Source organism: Bacillus sp. FJAT-27231 (genome assembly GCF_001183975.1).
GTDB classification, from domain to species: Bacteria; Bacillota; Bacilli; order Bacillales; family Domibacillaceae; genus Pseudobacillus; species Pseudobacillus wudalianchiensis.
The window spans coordinates 1,992,361-2,008,371 of sequence record NZ_LFZU01000001.1 but is presented as its reverse complement, the minus strand read 5'-3'; the positions used below and the strand labels follow the sequence as shown (position 1 = coordinate 2,008,371).

At 40.2% G+C, this 16,011-nt stretch carries 14 protein-coding genes (1 of these 14 only partly in view); 9 read left to right on the top strand and 5 right to left on the bottom strand.

Annotated elements, in window-relative coordinates:
* Positions 1–415: 415 nt before the first annotated feature.
* From pgsB to AC623_RS09365, 6 genes are all read left to right on the top strand, one after another.
* Positions 416–1,597, top strand: coding sequence for a poly-gamma-glutamate synthase PgsB (gene pgsB, locus AC623_RS09385; protein ID WP_049662188.1), 1,182 nt, complete (start codon positions 416–418; stop codon positions 1,595–1,597).
* Positions 1,598–1,612: 15 nt separating this feature from the next.
* A complete protein-coding gene (gene pgsC / locus AC623_RS09380) occupies positions 1,613–2,062 on the top strand; it encodes a poly-gamma-glutamate biosynthesis protein PgsC (RefSeq protein ID WP_049662187.1) in 450 nt (149 codons plus the stop codon).
* 10 nt (positions 2,063–2,072) lie between these two features.
* Positions 2,073–3,272, top strand: coding sequence for a CapA family protein (locus tag AC623_RS09375; protein ID WP_049662186.1), 1,200 nt, complete (start codon positions 2,073–2,075; stop codon positions 3,270–3,272).
* A gap of 45 nt (positions 3,273–3,317) precedes the next feature.
* Complete coding sequence (locus tag AC623_RS09370; protein ID WP_082174378.1) at positions 3,318–4,907, top strand: gamma-glutamyltransferase family protein; 1,590 nt, start codon at positions 3,318–3,320, stop codon at positions 4,905–4,907.
* 12 nt (positions 4,908–4,919) lie between these two features.
* On the top strand, positions 4,920–5,069 hold the full coding sequence (locus tag AC623_RS21740; RefSeq protein ID WP_176713691.1) for a CapE family protein: 150 nt from the start codon (positions 4,920–4,922) through the stop codon (positions 5,067–5,069).
* A 73-nt stretch (positions 5,070–5,142) separates the two neighbouring features.
* Positions 5,143–5,847, top strand: coding sequence for a poly-gamma-glutamate hydrolase family protein (locus AC623_RS09365; protein WP_082174377.1), 705 nt, complete (start codon positions 5,143–5,145; stop codon positions 5,845–5,847).
* A gap of 45 nt (positions 5,848–5,892) precedes the next feature.
* Here AC623_RS09365 and AC623_RS09360 read toward each other — a convergent pair whose 3' ends face one another.
* Positions 5,893–7,101 carry a C40 family peptidase gene (locus tag AC623_RS09360; RefSeq protein ID WP_049662185.1) on the bottom strand — a complete coding sequence of 403 codons (1,209 nt, stop codon included), beginning with the start codon at positions 7,099–7,101 and terminating at the stop codon, positions 5,893–5,895.
* Between the two features lie 471 nt (positions 7,102–7,572).
* Positions 7,573–8,976 carry a M28 family peptidase gene (locus AC623_RS22100; RefSeq protein WP_049662184.1) on the bottom strand — a complete coding sequence of 468 codons (1,404 nt, stop codon included), beginning with the start codon at positions 8,974–8,976 and terminating at the stop codon, positions 7,573–7,575.
* A 438-nt stretch (positions 8,977–9,414) separates the two neighbouring features.
* Here AC623_RS22100 and AC623_RS09350 point away from each other — a divergent pair, with 438 nt between their 5' ends.
* Together AC623_RS09350 and AC623_RS09345 are read left to right on the top strand one after the other, a co-directional pair.
* Positions 9,415–9,822, top strand: a complete 408-nt coding sequence (locus tag AC623_RS09350; RefSeq protein WP_049662183.1) for an SRPBCC family protein — start codon at positions 9,415–9,417, stop codon at positions 9,820–9,822.
* Between the two features lies 1 nt (position 9,823).
* A complete protein-coding gene (locus tag AC623_RS09345) occupies positions 9,824–10,159 on the top strand; it encodes an ArsR/SmtB family transcription factor (protein ID WP_049662182.1) in 336 nt (111 codons plus the stop codon).
* Between the two features lie 94 nt (positions 10,160–10,253).
* On the opposite strand, the gene AC623_RS09340 is transcribed toward AC623_RS09345, so the two are convergent.
* Together AC623_RS09340 and AC623_RS21920 are read right to left on the bottom strand one after the other, a co-directional pair.
* Positions 10,254–11,759: an FUSC family protein gene (locus AC623_RS09340; RefSeq protein ID WP_231603439.1), complete on the bottom strand. Its 1,506-nt coding sequence runs from the start codon at positions 11,757–11,759 to the stop codon at positions 10,254–10,256.
* 95 nt (positions 11,760–11,854) lie between these two features.
* Positions 11,855–12,190 (bottom strand): hypothetical protein, encoded by a 336-nt coding sequence (locus AC623_RS21920; protein ID WP_231603437.1) that lies wholly within the window; start codon positions 12,188–12,190, stop codon positions 11,855–11,857.
* Positions 12,191–12,680: 490 nt separating this feature from the next.
* Between AC623_RS21920 and AC623_RS09335 the strand changes: the two genes are divergently transcribed.
* Positions 12,681–15,089 carry a M14 family zinc carboxypeptidase gene (locus AC623_RS09335; RefSeq protein WP_231603434.1) on the top strand — a complete coding sequence of 803 codons (2,409 nt, stop codon included), beginning with the start codon at positions 12,681–12,683 and terminating at the stop codon, positions 15,087–15,089.
* A 129-nt stretch (positions 15,090–15,218) separates the two neighbouring features.
* Here AC623_RS09335 and AC623_RS09330 read toward each other — a convergent pair whose 3' ends face one another.
* Positions 15,219–16,011, bottom strand: partial view of an MBL fold metallo-hydrolase gene (locus AC623_RS09330; protein WP_049662181.1) — the 3' portion only. It continues 44 nt past the right edge of the window; only the last 793 of its 837 coding nucleotides appear in the window; the start codon falls outside the window, past its right edge — the gene reads right to left on this strand; it ends in the stop codon at positions 15,219–15,221.

Here is a 16,011-nt window from a genome sequence, read left to right as displayed (position 1 = left end):
CTCCGCCTTTATTCTTCTTTATCTTTAATTGTACAGCAGTTGAAGAAGTTTATCATGGTCAGCTAAAAAATGTAAATGAGGGAAGTGGTTAGTTTATAAATCATTTAATTCCGAAGAAAAAAGTGACTATTCTATTGTTAAAACCTCTTATTTATTATTTTGATATAATTATATTTCTGCTTAACAAATAAAAAGCATGATCTAATCAAGTAATAATTTTCTTCAAATTTATAATGATAAACCTGGAAAAACATATTGATTTACTTCTTTTATTGACTGATAAAATGATTTTTTTGCAGTTAAACCCAAAAAATAAAATATTCCACAATAATTCCCATTGATTTAAGAAATTGAACTGTTGTAGTCTTTTATTAATATCGATGAAAAATTACAAATAAGTGAGGATAAAGAAGAAATGGCTCTTATAACTGTATGTGTCCTGTTTTTACTGGGCTACGGCATATGGGAACAACGCCGGCATCAGAAGCGGCTTGATTCCATTCCAGTTCGTATAAATGTTAATGGAATCCGAGGTAAATCTACTGTAACCCGGCTTATCACAGGGGTCGTTCAAGAAGCTAATTATAAAACAGTAGGTAAAACGACTGGTACATCAGCAAGAATGATTTATTGGTTTACAAATGACGAAAAACCGATAAAGCGTAGACTGGAAGGCCCTAATATTGGGGAACAACGCCGTGTAGTAAAAGAAGTAGCTGATTTGGGCGCAGAGGCACTTGTGTGTGAATGCATGGCTGTTCAGCCTGACTATCAATTAACCTTTCAAAATAAAATGCTTCAAGCAAACATAGGCGTTATCGTTAACGTATTGGAAGATCATATGGATGTAATGGGACCTACCTTGGACCAGGTTGCAGAGGCCTTTACAGCAACAATTCCCTATAACGGTTATTTAATCACGATTGAAAGTGAATATTTGGATTTTTTTAGGAAAGTCGCCGAGGAACGTAACACAAAAGTGATTTTAGCTGATAATTCGAAGATTTCCGAAGAGTTTTTACGGCAATTTGACTATATGGTCTTCCCTGATAATGCATCTCTCGCTTTAGCGGTTGCGGAAGCGCTTGGTATTGATCAAGAAACGGCGTTTCGCGGCATGTTAAATGCTCATCCTGATCCAGGAGCAATGCGTATTACGAAATTTGGGGACAAAGTACAGCCATCATTTTTTGTAAATGGGTTTGCCGCTAATGATGCCTCATCCACCTTAAGAATCTGGGAACGTGTAAGCACATTAGGTTATAGCACGGAAGCTCCTATTGTCATTATGAACTGCCGTTCAGATCGTGTAGACCGCACTGAACAATTCGCTAGAGACGTGCTTCCTTACATAAAAGCTGAAGTAGTCATTGCAATTGGAGAGACAACCACACCAATTACAGAAGCTTTCGAACAAGGCCTCTTAGACACAAAAGAGTATTGGAATTTAGAAGAACAATCAACAGATGAGATCATGGATCGTCTTAGCCCATACTTAAAAAACCGCATCCTGTACGGTGTAGGAAATATTCATGGTGCAGCGGAACCATTAATTGACGCCATTATGGAAATAAAAACAGTGCAAAAAGCAAGCTAAGTAGGAGGAACATTAATGTTTGGATCAGATTTATATGTGGCACTGGTGCTGGGAGTTACGCTAAGCCTTATTTTCACGGAAAAAACAGGAGTCTTGCCAGCAGGACTTGTTGTACCAGGATATTTAGCGCTGGTTTTTAATCAGCCAACATTTATGTTAGTAGTATTTTTAATCAGCATTTTAACATACCTCATTGTCACTCACGGAGTAGCAAGATGGGTTATTTTATATGGCAGAAGAAAATTTGCAGCTATGCTGATTACAGGGATGTGCCTGAAGCTGTTATTTGATTACTTCTATCCTGTTATGCCGTTTGAAATCTTTGAATTTCGCGGTATCGGCATTATCGTACCAGGGCTGATAGCGAACACGATTCAAAAACAAGGAATGCCATTAACCATTGGCAGTACGCTTCTGTTATCCGGTTTAACATTCGGTTTCATGAACGTGTACTACTTGTTCTGAGGTGCATACTATGAAACGAACTTTAAATTTCCAAGAAAAATTACTCAGTTTTATTAAGCGAACAAAGACTAAAAATTTCAAGTATGCTGTGATCGCAGCCCCCCTTTTAATTGTATCGTTGGCCACTACAACCTGGATGGGGCGAACAGAAGAAGTTAAAAGCGTGAGTCCTCGTGAAGACCAGCTCCTTACCATGACAATGGTAGGCGATGTGATGATGGGCCGACATGTTGAAGAAGTGATAAAAAGGCAAGGATCGGATTATTTATTCCGATATGTGAGGCCTTATTTTGATAACTCAGACTATGTAAGCGGCAATTTTGAACATCCTATTTTAAAAGAGAACGTATCAAAGTACTCAGAAGCTGATAAAAGTATTCATTTGCACACGAATCCGGATGTTGCAAAGACCGTTAAAAACGCAGGGTTTACTGTTTTGAATCTGGCAAATAACCACTTAATGGACTATCAGGAAAAGGGTCTGCAAGACACACTTGATGTATTCGAAAGTTCAAATATAGATTACGTGGGAGCTGGAAGGAACCGCAAAGATGCTAAGGACCAAATCAATTACCAGGATGTAAACGGTGTTCGGGTTGCGACCTTAGGATTTACGGATACCTTCACCTCAGGCTCTATTGCCACAAGCGAACAAAATGGTTTATTAAGCACAAACCCGGATGTGCTTTTTGAAATGATTGTAAAAGCAAAAGATTCTAAACAAGGAAACGCAGATTTGGTTGTAGTGAATGTCCACTGGGGACAAGAGTACGATACGGAGGCAAGTCCGCGTCAAAAAGCTCTAGCAAAAGCGATGGTAGATGCAGGAGCGGATATCATTATAGGACATCACCCTCACGTCCTGCAATCCTTTGATGTTTATAAACAAGGCGTTATTTTCTATAGCTTAGGAAACTTCGTATTCGATCAAGGGTGGACGCGTACAAAAGATACGGCCATGGTCCAATACAATCTAGCCGATAATGGAAAAGCATCAATTGATGTGATACCAATGCAAATCGAAGAAGCAGCCCCAAGGCCGGCCACTAATTATTTAGATAAGAAACGGGTTTATCGGCAATTAACAAAAGAAACAGCAGGAAACGTACTTTGGTCTAAAAAAGAAAATAATTTAGAACTTATTGTGAATCACAAGCATGTAATAGACCACATGAAAAGTCGGAAAGAAAAAGAAACGAACCGCAAGTAAAAGCAAATCAATAGACGGGGAAGAAAACAATGAGGGGGTAACGAATTGAACTTTCATACTCTTGGGAAGCTGATTGTTCTAATTTGTTTATTAATCAATCTAGCGGGATGTGCTAGTACCTCTCCCCTTCCTGACTCTACTAAATCAAGGGATAAGAAAACAAATGAGCCCTATGGCGTAAGTTCTTCAAATCCCATTGCCATAGATGCAGGGATGCGTGTACTAGAAAATGGTGGAAATGCTGTTGATGCAGCCATTGCGATATCTTATGTATTAGGAGTAGTCGAGCCATTTGGCTCAGGGCTCGGCGGAGGCGGCGGTATGCTGATAGCACCTGTATCCGGAGAGCCCCATTTTATCGATTACCGCGAAACAGCTCCATCAACTACAGAAGGTGAATCTTACTCGGGTATCCCAGGCTTAGTGGCTGGCATGCAATATGCGCACGATCAATATGGGAGTTTAACAATGAAAACTTTATTGCAGCCAGCAATTGACTACGCAGAAAATGGATTTAGAGTAGATGATGGGTTAAACGCACGTTTAGCAAACGCAAAATCAAGAGTGTATTCAAGTGAGACTAGCTTGTTCTATCCTAACGGCAAAGCAATCAAACCAGGTCAAACCCTTATCCAAAAGGACCTTGCCAAAACATTAAAAATCATTCAAAAAGAGGGACCGGATGGATTTTATAAAGGTGAGATCGCCCAGGATATAAAAGAAATCACTAATATTTCCCTAAAGGATTTGAAAAAATATCAGGTGAAAGAACACCGTCCTGTTCAAGGTACATTTGCAGGATACGATGTATATACGGCCCCTCCCCCTTTTTCCGGAGTTACGTTGCTGCAAATGCTGAAATTAGCCGAGGAAACAAACCTCAGTCAATCTCCGAGTGAAGCAAAATACTTGAAGGAGATGTCAGCTATTATAGAATCAGCTTATGAAGAGCGCTCTGAACATATTGCAGACGATGTGGATGCTGAAAAAGCTGAACGCTTGATAGAAAGTGACCATATAACTAAATTGAAAAACGATATCCGAAGTGGCCGCCTGAGAAACGAAAGGGATAATCTCGAAGAACACGAAAGTACTACTCACTTTGTCGTCATCGATAAGGAGGGTACAGTCGTCTCCACAACAAACACACTCAGTAACTTTTTCGGTTCTGGAAACTATACAAATGGTTTCTTTCTCAATGACCAGTTAAAAAACTTTGGCGAAAGCGGAATAAACGCCCGAGAACCCTTTAAACGATCAAGAACTTTTACAGCTCCAACGGTATTGAAAAAACAAGGAGAAGAGACAATCGGAATTGGCTCACCTGGCGGTAACAGAATTCCCCAAATATTAATGCAGGTCCTTTACTCCTATACAACGGAAGAAAATACGTTTCAAACTATTATAGATCGTGGCCGGTTTGCCTTCAAACATAACAGTATTTATACAGAGTTCTTATTTTCTAAGGAAACAACGAAGGCATTAGAGAAGGATGGATTCGAAATTGTTCATAAAGTGTCCCCTATGTATTACGGAGGAGTACAAGTCCTTCTTAAAAATGAAGAAAACAACACGATATCTGGAGCGGGAGACCCGAGGCGAAATGGCAGCTGGAAAGCAGAACAACAAGAATAAGGAGATAAGGAAATGAATGCAGCAAAAAAAATAATTAAATGGATTTTGCCTATCGTAATTGTAGGCGCACTGTTGACAACAATGAACGTGTTTAAACGCACTGATACATTAACGCGTGATGAACAACAGAAAATTGAACAGCATACAAACGTACAAAGATAAAAAGTAGGGTATTTCCCTACTTTTTATGTTATAGTGCTGTTTTAGGAATCGACTGGTGGCAAGGAGTTTCTAAATGATACGGAAAATACTTATTGGTACCTGCATACTCTTACTTTTGATTGGTGTTGGGATTACTTTGAGGGAAAAGCCAAAGGAATATAGGAGCTTCACAGAATTACAGAAATATGAACGGGAAAATATAGATTACCGGATTACAGCCTCTCACCGCAAACCTGAAATAACTATCATGGCGATACATGGAGGAAATATAGAAATTGGCACCGGCGAAATAGCCGCCGATCTTGGAGAAAAACTGAACGCCAGCACATATATATTCGAGGCACTGAAACCGAAGAACAATCGAAAGCTTCATATTACCTCTACCTTATATGACGAACCAACCGCGATTCGCATGGCTCAAAAAGCAAAAACTATTTTATCTCTACACGGATATCATGATACAAGAAGAGAAAACGTGTACATTGGCGGCAGAAATGAAGCTTATAAAAAAATGGTGAAGAAATATTTAAAAAAAGAAGGGTTTCAAATAGAAGAAGCTCCTAAGCATCTCAAAGGAACAAATAAAAATAACATTGTAAACCGAAGTGAGCTAGGACAAGGTGTTCAATTAGAATTGTCTACAAAGTTAAGAAAGAGTTTTTTCAAAGATCATGATTTCTCAATGAATAATAGAAAACAACAAACAGAACGATATGATGCATTTGTAGAAGCTTTAGAAAAAGCTGCCTTAAAATATAAGCAAGAAGAGCTGGAGTAACCACTAAAAAGGACTTCCCAAAAATCTGGAAGTCCTTTTATTCTTTTAATGAAAAAGTGCTTTGGCATCTCCATAGCTATGAAATTTCTCTGCAAAATATTCAGAGGAAAGCAAGGAAATATGGACGCCCGCTTTGGTGGTTGTGTGAATAAAGCGGTCATTCCCCATATAAATACCAACATGTGTAATACCTACTCGTCCTCCTGTTTCAGTAAAGAATACGAGGTCCCCTACCTTTGGCTCCTTAATTTCCGATAACAGCTCGGAGTATCCAGCAGCGGTGTCCCGCTTAACAGAAAAACCCTGCTGCTTCATTACCCAATAAATAAATCCGCTGCAATCCATTCCTTCAGCAGGGTTCTCTTCTCCCCACACATATGAAAACCCACGCAAAGTATAGGCGTACTTAATTATATTGAAAGCTTTATCGTATGAAGGATCGGCATTTAAGTAAAAAGGAAATAGCGGATTACTGTATACCTGGAGGTACTGGCCAGGCAAAACACTATTAGAAGGTAAACCATTCTGCTTTTTTAAAGCAGCCATTGATATGCGGTATTTAGCTGATACACTTTGGAGTGTTTCCCCCTTCTGAACGACATGCTCCCCTTTAGGGGTATAGGTTTTATACACAACACTATACTGGGCAAAACGCTTGTCATTTCTTGTTTTAATTTGGACAGTCGAAGCTCCTATACCTGAATGAACAAATTGATTGTTTCCAAGATAAATTCCGCCGGTTATGATCTCTTTGACTTTACCTGACTTGTCTTTTTTCACAAAAAATAGAAGATCTCCGGGTTTAGGCGCATTCGTATCCATTCCCAGGTTGTAAAATCCATCTATAGTCAACCGATCTATCGGAAGACGTTCTTGAGAGAGCACCCAATAAAGAAGCCCACTTGAGTCAAACCCCTTGTTAGGCGACTCTTCTCCTATGGTTTTTTTAAAACCAACAAATGTTTTGGCATAGTTTGCAATCTGCTTTCCTCTCTCCTGCCATTGATATTGCGAGGAGGTATAAGGCTTATTTAGTATTTGTAGCTTTTGTCCTGTATACAATTTAGTATTCGGCAAGCCATTAGCCTTCATCAACTGTTGAACAGGAATCTTATATTTCGATGCAATGGATTGTATCGTATCCTTTGAAGAAACTGTATGAATTTTATTAGCTGCGGCCGCTTCTACACTCGAAAAAAAAGTAAAACTTCCAATCCATAACAATATAGAAAGCACGATTAGTCTCTTTCCCACATAAAAAACTCCTTTTAGCCTAATACCAAAAAAGCTGCTTTACATGTTTTTAAAAATAACAATACGTAAACCTTATTTAACCAGTTAGCTAGCTTAATTTTTAAGGTCTTGGCGATAAAATAAAAAGCACGAGAATAGTATGTAATTCTTTAATAAGAAAAAAGAATTAGGGAGATGGCGGATGCTTGGCTAATTTGTATATTTTCAACACCTCCTCTAGAAGCATGTGTTTTCCTAGCGCTTGAGAATCAATCTTGTTTCGGCTGTTTAAAAGTAAGTTGGCATTTAAACAAATTCACCATCATAGGGAAAATCACAATCTTTTTTAGGTTAGCGCTGTAGCCTTATTTATAATATCGGCTTACACTTTTCGTTCTTTAACCCTTTCATTTTTATAAAAAGGGGCATTAATAAAAACCCTTCTTCCTATACTGAATGAAACTTCAGTGGAAGAAGGGTTTTCCCTATTTCTTATGCACCAGGTGGGCGATTTTCAAAGTCGTAATCGACTGGCTGAGGAGCAACTCGGGAATGCTCTAAAGCTGGCGTATCAGGCCGAGCAATTTGATAGACGGATGCTCCAACAATTTCAGCTGTTTCTTGCAACTTATTCTTATCAATTTTATCAATTGTATCTGCTGGTGTATGGTACCACGGCTCAAGCGGCGAGTGGATGAATAAGGCTGCCGGAATTCCAAGATTATGGAATGGCTCATGATCACTTCTTCCTAATTGGCCGTACGGAACCGCTTCGCCTAACGCTGTTCTTGACCCTGCAGCTGAAGCCAGATCGGTCACTAAGTTTTTCTTTCCATCAATCGTATACATGATCAATCCATTGGCTTTATTGTTGCCGCCTGCATCTTTACTGCCGATCATATCCATTTGGAAATGAGCCACAATTCGATCTGCCTCTTTGTCACTCAAGGTTCCTGCGTAATGATAGGAGCCCAATAACCCTTTTTCCTCCGAACCAAACGTAACGAACCGCAGCTCTGTATCAATTGGCATATTGGCCATCACCCTAGCCAGCTCAAGTACGGCCGATACTCCCGAGGCATCATCATTCGCACCAGGACCGCCTGGAACAGAATCATGGTGAGCACCAATCATCACAACTTGGCCTGTATCCTTGTTTTTGTGCGGCTTCATTTTAGCAATGACATTATAAGAAGTTTTTTCTGCCAAGCTTGAACCGGTTACTTTAAGGTGGGCCGTTTTTGGACCAGCTTCTAATTGTTCCGCTAATGCCAGTCCTTGCGCTCTAGTGATCGAAACGACAGGGATGTTTTGGCCATAAGCCGCTTGTCCGAATGCATTAGAGGTACCACTATTGTTATAAAAAATGACTCCAACCGCCCCTTTATCGAAAACGTTTTGAATTTTTTCAACGAAAGTGAGATCCCCGCGCTCTATCAAGGCAATTTTCCCTTTCACTGCATCAGGAACCGTGCCATTAAGTGCTTTGCCGACATGAATTATTTCAGCTGTAACGTCATCGCTATACGAGCCCGAAACAACATAAGGCTTTAAATCCTGCCCGCCGATTTCTAATGTTCCGCTCACATTATTTCTAACTGCTTCATAGAATTTAAACGGCTGCAGTTCCGTTTCGTAGCCATATTCCTCAAATTTGCCCTTTATGTATGTTGCCCCTTTTAGCTCTCCATCGGTCCCTGCTGCCCGAGGCTGTTCCGATAACAAGGCAATCGTATTATACATGTTGTCGGCGTTAATTTTTTTGATAATCTTGTTATCAAAAGCCGAGGATGCATGTACATTTGGTGCAGCGGCTGGTCCTTGTGCATAGGCTCCTTGGACACTTAATACTAATCCCGCCGCTAGTAAGGCAGACATCATTTTTTTCTTCCTCATCTAATCCCTCCTAGTTTTAAACAGCTGTACTTTCAATCGATTATTCATGATTTTATAAGTGGAGTAAACTCGAATGAGTTTACAAAAAACACAAAAAATTTACAGGTGTCATGACCTTATTTCTATAAAAATGAAAATCATTTGACAAAGATTGTCGAAAGGGACAGGAACTGGTCAAATAGTTAGTTACATTCACCTAACTAGATGGACTAGTATAGATGTCCTTCTTAAAAGGAAGGAATAAAAGAAATTGCTGAATCACAAATTGATCATCATGAGTAATAAGTGAAAAACTAAATAGCCGCAACCACCTATCTTATTGAGGCTAGCATTCCCCAAAACCTTATTTCTCAATTATGATTGAAAATAACACCTAAAAGTGTCATAATAAATTTATTGTGACACTTTTAGGTGTTATATAATCGAGGAGGTATAGGAATGAAAGAAATCCGCAAAACCGTTATTCTAAATGCACCAATTGAAAAAGTATGGCAAGCTGTCGCCACATCAGAGGGTATAGCCGCATGGTGGATGGCAAATACCTTTGAACCTATCGTTGGACAGGACTTTATTCTTCATGCAGGTCAATTTGGAGATTCGCCTTGCAAAATAACAGAAATCGATCCTCCCTACCGAGTAGGCTTTAACTGGGGGAAAGATTGGCACCTTTCATTTGAGCTAAAAAAATTAGAAGATGCCAAGACAGAGTTCACTTTAGTTCATTCTGGCTGGGATGAATCTAAAGTTACTGAATTTGGACAACCCCATTCAGTCATTCGCGGAATTATGGATAGCGGATGGGAAGGAATCGTCAATAAGCGTCTCGTTAACTATGTAGAGGCTTAAATTGGCTAAGCAAGCGCTAAAACGTGACATATTTCAAGCAATTGCTGACCCTACTCGCCGGAGGCTGCTTACCTTACTTGCCAACGAGGAAATGTCGATTGCTTCTATAGCAGACTGTTTCCCTATAACCCGTACTGCTGTTAACAAGCATTTACATGTTCTGCTGACTGCTGGTCTTGTTAGCAGCAAGAAGGTTGGACGGGAAACTCGGTACAAGCTCCAGCCAGAACCTCTATTAGAAATAAAGCAGTGGCTCGCTTTTTTTGAAAGCTACTGGGATGAAAAGCTATTCGCTCTTAAAGAATTTGTAGAATCTGATAGTGATGAGGGTTTTTAAAACATAGAACATACCAAAAAGTACACGTTTCATTCTCCACTTTTTCACTGTTTAAAGTGGAGAATGTTTTCTTATTGACTCCTGCTTATCCCCTTTATACTCCCTTTTCATCATCTGTTTCACTATTTTGCTGCTGATTTAAAATAAGGATAATTGTGTCCTGAAGTGTGTCGATTTCTTGCTGAATTCTAGCATGCTTTAGAATAGCAGGAATGTTAAAAGTCTCAAGTAATTGTTGTTGTTCGATTGACTGTGCGAGAGTCTCGAAAATGTATAAAAATTGGGCAGTTTCTTTTTCAGGTAATGCTGTTTTGACTCCATTTCGTGCAGCGTTCTCTAAAAAGTAGCCAAGCTGCTCCATCGAGAATATAGCGGGTGATAAAAGGCTTAAGACGGCAATATTACTAGGAATTTCACCTAACGCTGTTCCGTAAACCGTTCGCAGATTGTTTAAGTTTGTTCTCATTTTATTCTGAATGCGACGATCCTTGTGTGCTTGTTCAGGAACATTATCAGAAAAAATCTTAAAAAACAGCTGTGATTGACTGCGAATTGTTTTGGACATTAAATGCGGAAGCCGGCTTGAGGCAGATTGCCGGCCAACTAGTAAAACGCCCACTATTCCAATGATACAGCCAATAAGAACATCTGTGATACGAGCAGCAGCGAAGTAAGAAAAGTCCTGAATTCTTGTTGTGCTTTCAGCAATTAAAATGGCATTAGGAGTAATGAACATAACAGCCAATGCGTAGTTTCGCACCATAAATGTTTCTGTTAAAAAGTGAAACATTCCTATAAGCAATGCAACCACAACCGGGGCTGGCCCAATAGAAAGAATAAGAACCGCGACAACAAGGCCAATCAACGTGCCGATTGAACGTTGAATCGAGCGATGAAATGTACTAATGATGGTAGAACCGAGCATAACGGACCCGCATGAAACAGGAATCCAGTAGGAGCGTTCGAATTCAAAAGAAAAGGCAATCAGCGCGGCTCCCCCTAAAACAATGGCATATCGAAGTGACGATAAAAATACGACAGAGTTTTTGTCGAATGCATCTGCAAACTGTTTTTGAATCGGCTGTTTGAATAAGTGAATGTCCTGGTCTGCATTCAAAATAGTCTCGTGCATAACAGCGTTTGCCTCTTCTATTTTGGCGAGTAACTGTTTTTCTAGTGGACTTAGATTTTCGGCCTGAAGTGGAGAAAGGCTCTCTACCAGATTCTTTTTTTCAAGTGATTGTGTCACCTGTCCCAAAAAACGAAGTAATTCAGAAGAACCCTCCTTAATTCCCTCCGCCTCTATTTCTAAAATATCTCCCCAAATACTATGCGCTATTTCTTTTAACACATATAGATGTTTAAACGAATCTGAACTGCGCCAGGAAACGTAACCGGATGCTAATGTCGACTCGGCATCTTTTAAAGAAAATAATGTACTTTCCTTTTGTTTATTAAAGTTTGGTGTTCCAATGGCGGTTAATAGCTGAGAGAGCTCGAAGTAAATGCGATAAATGGATTTCTTCTCAGGTTGATAAGGATCTGTGAACCATCCAATCATGGCTACAATCCAAGAAATGCTTCCACCTATGAAAACCAATGCCGTCCTCTCTAACGCTGCATCTGGATCTATCTCCATCGCGGAGGTCATCGCAAAGATAATCACAAAGAAAATGGATGCTGGACCTTGGATTTTTAAAGCACCGAAAATAAACGTACCAGCCCCGCCGATAATCCTAATAAAATGGCAAATAAAAAAGGAGAAGCCGCTGTTAGTGTACCAAGCCCCATCGCCGCAGCAAGTCCCAGCATGACGAAAAATACTTTTTTGGCTCGGTGTTTATAAGGCTCATTAAATACATATAAATAAGAAAATCCCCCTATTCCTGCCAGTAAGCCGTAGGAGAAGTTTCCGATCCATATGCCGAGCAATACAGGGAGAGAAGCACTTAATGCCGCCCCGATTGCTCTACGCAGCGGCCAAGGCGTTTTCTTAACCTTGAAAGCATCTTTGATAATGGATGATTTCACTAAACATTCCTTCTTTCTTTTAAAGTGGCTTACACAGTCATTTATACAGCCTCCCCTTGCTCTCTGATTTATTTACACAATGTATATCCGTCATTTTTGCTTCTTAACCTCAAATCCCTATTATGCTCAACCACTTTTTTCTTAAACGTGTCTATTCTATTGATAAACATTGACTGCGAGCCATGTTTTCCGAAGGGGTGACTTATCTAATTCCTTTTCCACTTTTACTTAAAATAAAATCAGATTTATAGTCATTGTTTTTACCTTAAAGTCGTATTCGATAAACAGATGAGCAAGAAGCTCTCCCCTTTCATCCTTTTTATAAAAAAATGTATAGAAAATAAAGATGTTCAGACAAGCCATCGCTTTTTATCTAGGATTTTTCTACTAAACAAAGCATCTCGAACAGGAACATTGTCTGATAACGAAAGCCAATAAATTGCTTTATACTGAGAAAAGTGGGACTATTTTGAAAAAAGGGGAGAAAAATGTGAAAAAGAAAATAGCTGCTGGGGTTTTGAGTATGAGTATGCTTTCTGCTCCATATGCCGTTTTAGCGGAAGCGCCGTTTCAATGGCATAACGTAAATGTTTATGAAACTTCTTATCAGGAACAAAATGAAAGCCTTTTCAATAGTGAAAACTATAACTTTGTGAAATATTCTCAGCTAGAAGCAAAGCTAAAGGAAGTAACCCAAAATAGCAATCGTGTCACCATTGAAAAGCGTGGTATATCCTCAGATGGTCATGATATGTTCGTTGTGACGGTTTCTGATCCACAGGCAAAAGGAAAGTTTGGAAAATACCAGGCCATAAGAAAACAAATGCTTAAGAATCCGGCTAAAGCACAAGATTTTGTAGACAAGCATCCTGATTTGAAAATTCCTGTCATGATTAATGGGTCTATTCATGGAACAGAATTTACTGGAACAGATTCTATTCTCCATCTGATTGAGCGGTTTGCCAATGACCATGATGATGTAACGAAGCAAATTTTACAAGATCATATTATCGTATTCAATGTTACAGCAAACCCGGATGGCCGCATAAACGCTACTCGGTTTAACAGCAACGGGATCGACCTGAACCGTGACTTCATTACCCGTTCCCAGCCTGAAACAAAACAGATGGTTGACTTGATTACAGAGTGGAATCCGATGGTATTCCTCGATCTCCACGGATATGTCAAACAGCGCGGAGGAACAAAACAAGGGCTGATCGAACCTTGTACACCGCCGCATAACCCGAACTATCAATATGATTTGTTTACAAAATGGGCTATGAACCAAGCGGAAGCCATGGAAGCGGAGATTATCGCCAACAAAGATACATATAAAAATACAAACACAGCAGTTTCCCGTGTTGATTATCATAAAATGACAAGCGTGGAAATTCCATTTAGAGACAGTTCAGATGGATGGGATGATTACCCGCCGATCTTTACCCCAATGTATGCCATGTATCATGGAGCCTACGGATATACTTTGGAAACCCCTACTAATGATTGGGATGGCGTCCAATGGATGTATGATGCCGTGATGGGTGCGCTGAAATATTCCAGCGAAAACAAAGTAGATATGGTAAAAGATCAAATGGAAATGTTCAAGCGTGGAATCAACTTCGACCACCCTTTTCATAAAGAAGGCTTCTTCCCGAAAGCCTATATCCTTCCGGTGGATCAACAAGATCCAACAGCAACGAAAAAAGCGGTTGAGCATTTAATGGCCAACGATATAGTAGTAAGCGAGGCGCAGAAGGAATTTTCTTTTAATGGAAAGACCTATCCGAAAGGAACCTACCTTGTTGAAATGGATCAAGCAAAAGCAGGACTGGCAAACACCATGCTTTGGGACGGAGAGGATATCTCTTCTGACATTCCATCTATGTATGATATATCTGCATGGAGTCTTCCTGAATTGTGGGGATTTGAAGCGGTCGAAGTGCCTGCCAAGAGCCATTTCAGCGTCCATACAAGTGAAGTTAAACACGTTGACAATGACGGCGAGTTGATTGGCAAAGGCCCTTACGTTGTTCCTAATTCCTCCGTTAAAGCGGTGCAGCTCGCAAACTCACTAATACAAAACGGTTTTACTGTAAAACGCTCTTCAAGCGGTCATTTCCATATTGACAGCGGCACTGCCCCTGCTCTGAAAAAGCTCGTAAAAGAATCTGGATTAAAAGTAGAGACTGCGAAAGTTCCGGAAGATTCGACTTTATTAACTAATCTAAAGGTAACTATTTTACGGGATGGGGGTATTAGCAAAGGCCAATCTCATGCAGGAACGAAATTAGCTTTGGAACGACTGGGCTTTAACGTATCGGAGAAAACACCACAGGACGTGGCGATAAACGGACTTGGCGATACCGATGTATTTGTCTATAGCGGGTCACAAAGCCTGATTTCTGTTTTAACGGGGGCAAACAAAGAGTTTGGATTGGAATCGAGTGCCCAAGCAGCGCAGTTTAAAGAAAAAGTACAAGCATTCGTGAACAACGGCGGCAAATATATTGCTGTTGGAGCAGGAGCATCCATAGCTACCAAAACACTTGGCTTAGCCAGTGTAGGAGTGAATACAGGTGGATCAGACAGTAACGGCATCGTTATGGTAGATTACCAGCCGTCCCCCCTAACTACTGGATATCGTTCAACTGATTACGGATTTGTTTATCGTCCAGCATGGTATACAAATACAGCAGATTATACTGTTGCAGCCACCTATAAAAACTCTGATGACTTCTTTGTCGCTGGTCACTGGAAAAATCGGACAGGAGCAGAAGGACAACCGGTCATTGTTAAAGATAATCATAAAGATGTTACTCTTATTGGTTTAGAAGCAGGATTCCGGGATCACACAGATTATCTGTTCAGATTGATATCGAATGCTATTTACAGCAAATAAGTATCGTACCTTTCATCGGAATACTATAGAAGCAACCGATAAATCGTCTTAAAAACATGAAAAAAGACTGTCGGGAAATTTTTCTCGACAGTCTTTTTGTTGCCTTAAGCCTTTTATGTAAGCGTCCCTTTATTCGACTATTTCGATATATTGGAGGTCTTCTCCTGCGATTACCTTGCCTGAGAATCTCTCCGATGCTTCCCGACAAGCTTCCTCTACATCAGCTTCTGGAAGAAAGTGCGTTAACACTAACGTTTTCACGCCTGCTTTCTCAGCTATTTCACCACATTGGGCTGGAGTACAATGTTCTTTTTGTAAATTGACAAATACCTTTTCAAATTCCTTGTTTTCTCCCTTTGTATAAACAGACGTAGTCGTCAACGCAGCATCTAGAACGAGGATATCCGCCTCGCGAGCGAATGGTATGAGTTTATCAGTTGGAGCAGTATCACCAGAAATTACAATGGACTTTTCACATTCTTCGAATCGGTAGCCAAAAGTAGGTACATTATGAATCATCCGTTCCGCAGTCACCTTTATTGGCAAACCACTCTCCACTTGTCCTGGCTCCGCAATTTCAATGATATTCACATCCATCAAGCCTTTGGGAGTACGTCCAAGCGACAAGCGGTAGTGAATATCTTCCTCATACATTTCTAGCACTCTCTCGTGATATTTTTTCGTTCCGACAGGGCCCACCACCGTTAACTCATGTCTGCCATTTCCCTGCCCGCCAATCAAGAATTGGCTATAGCCGAATAAATGGTCGGAATGCAAATGTGTCACCCACAAATAGTTAACCTTTTCCGGCAGAATTCCTGCTTTCAGCAACTGATTGGTTGTTCCTTCTCCACAATCAATTAAGATAGGCATGTCGTCTATAAACAGAACTTGCGCCGGACCTGACCGTCTAAGATCCGGC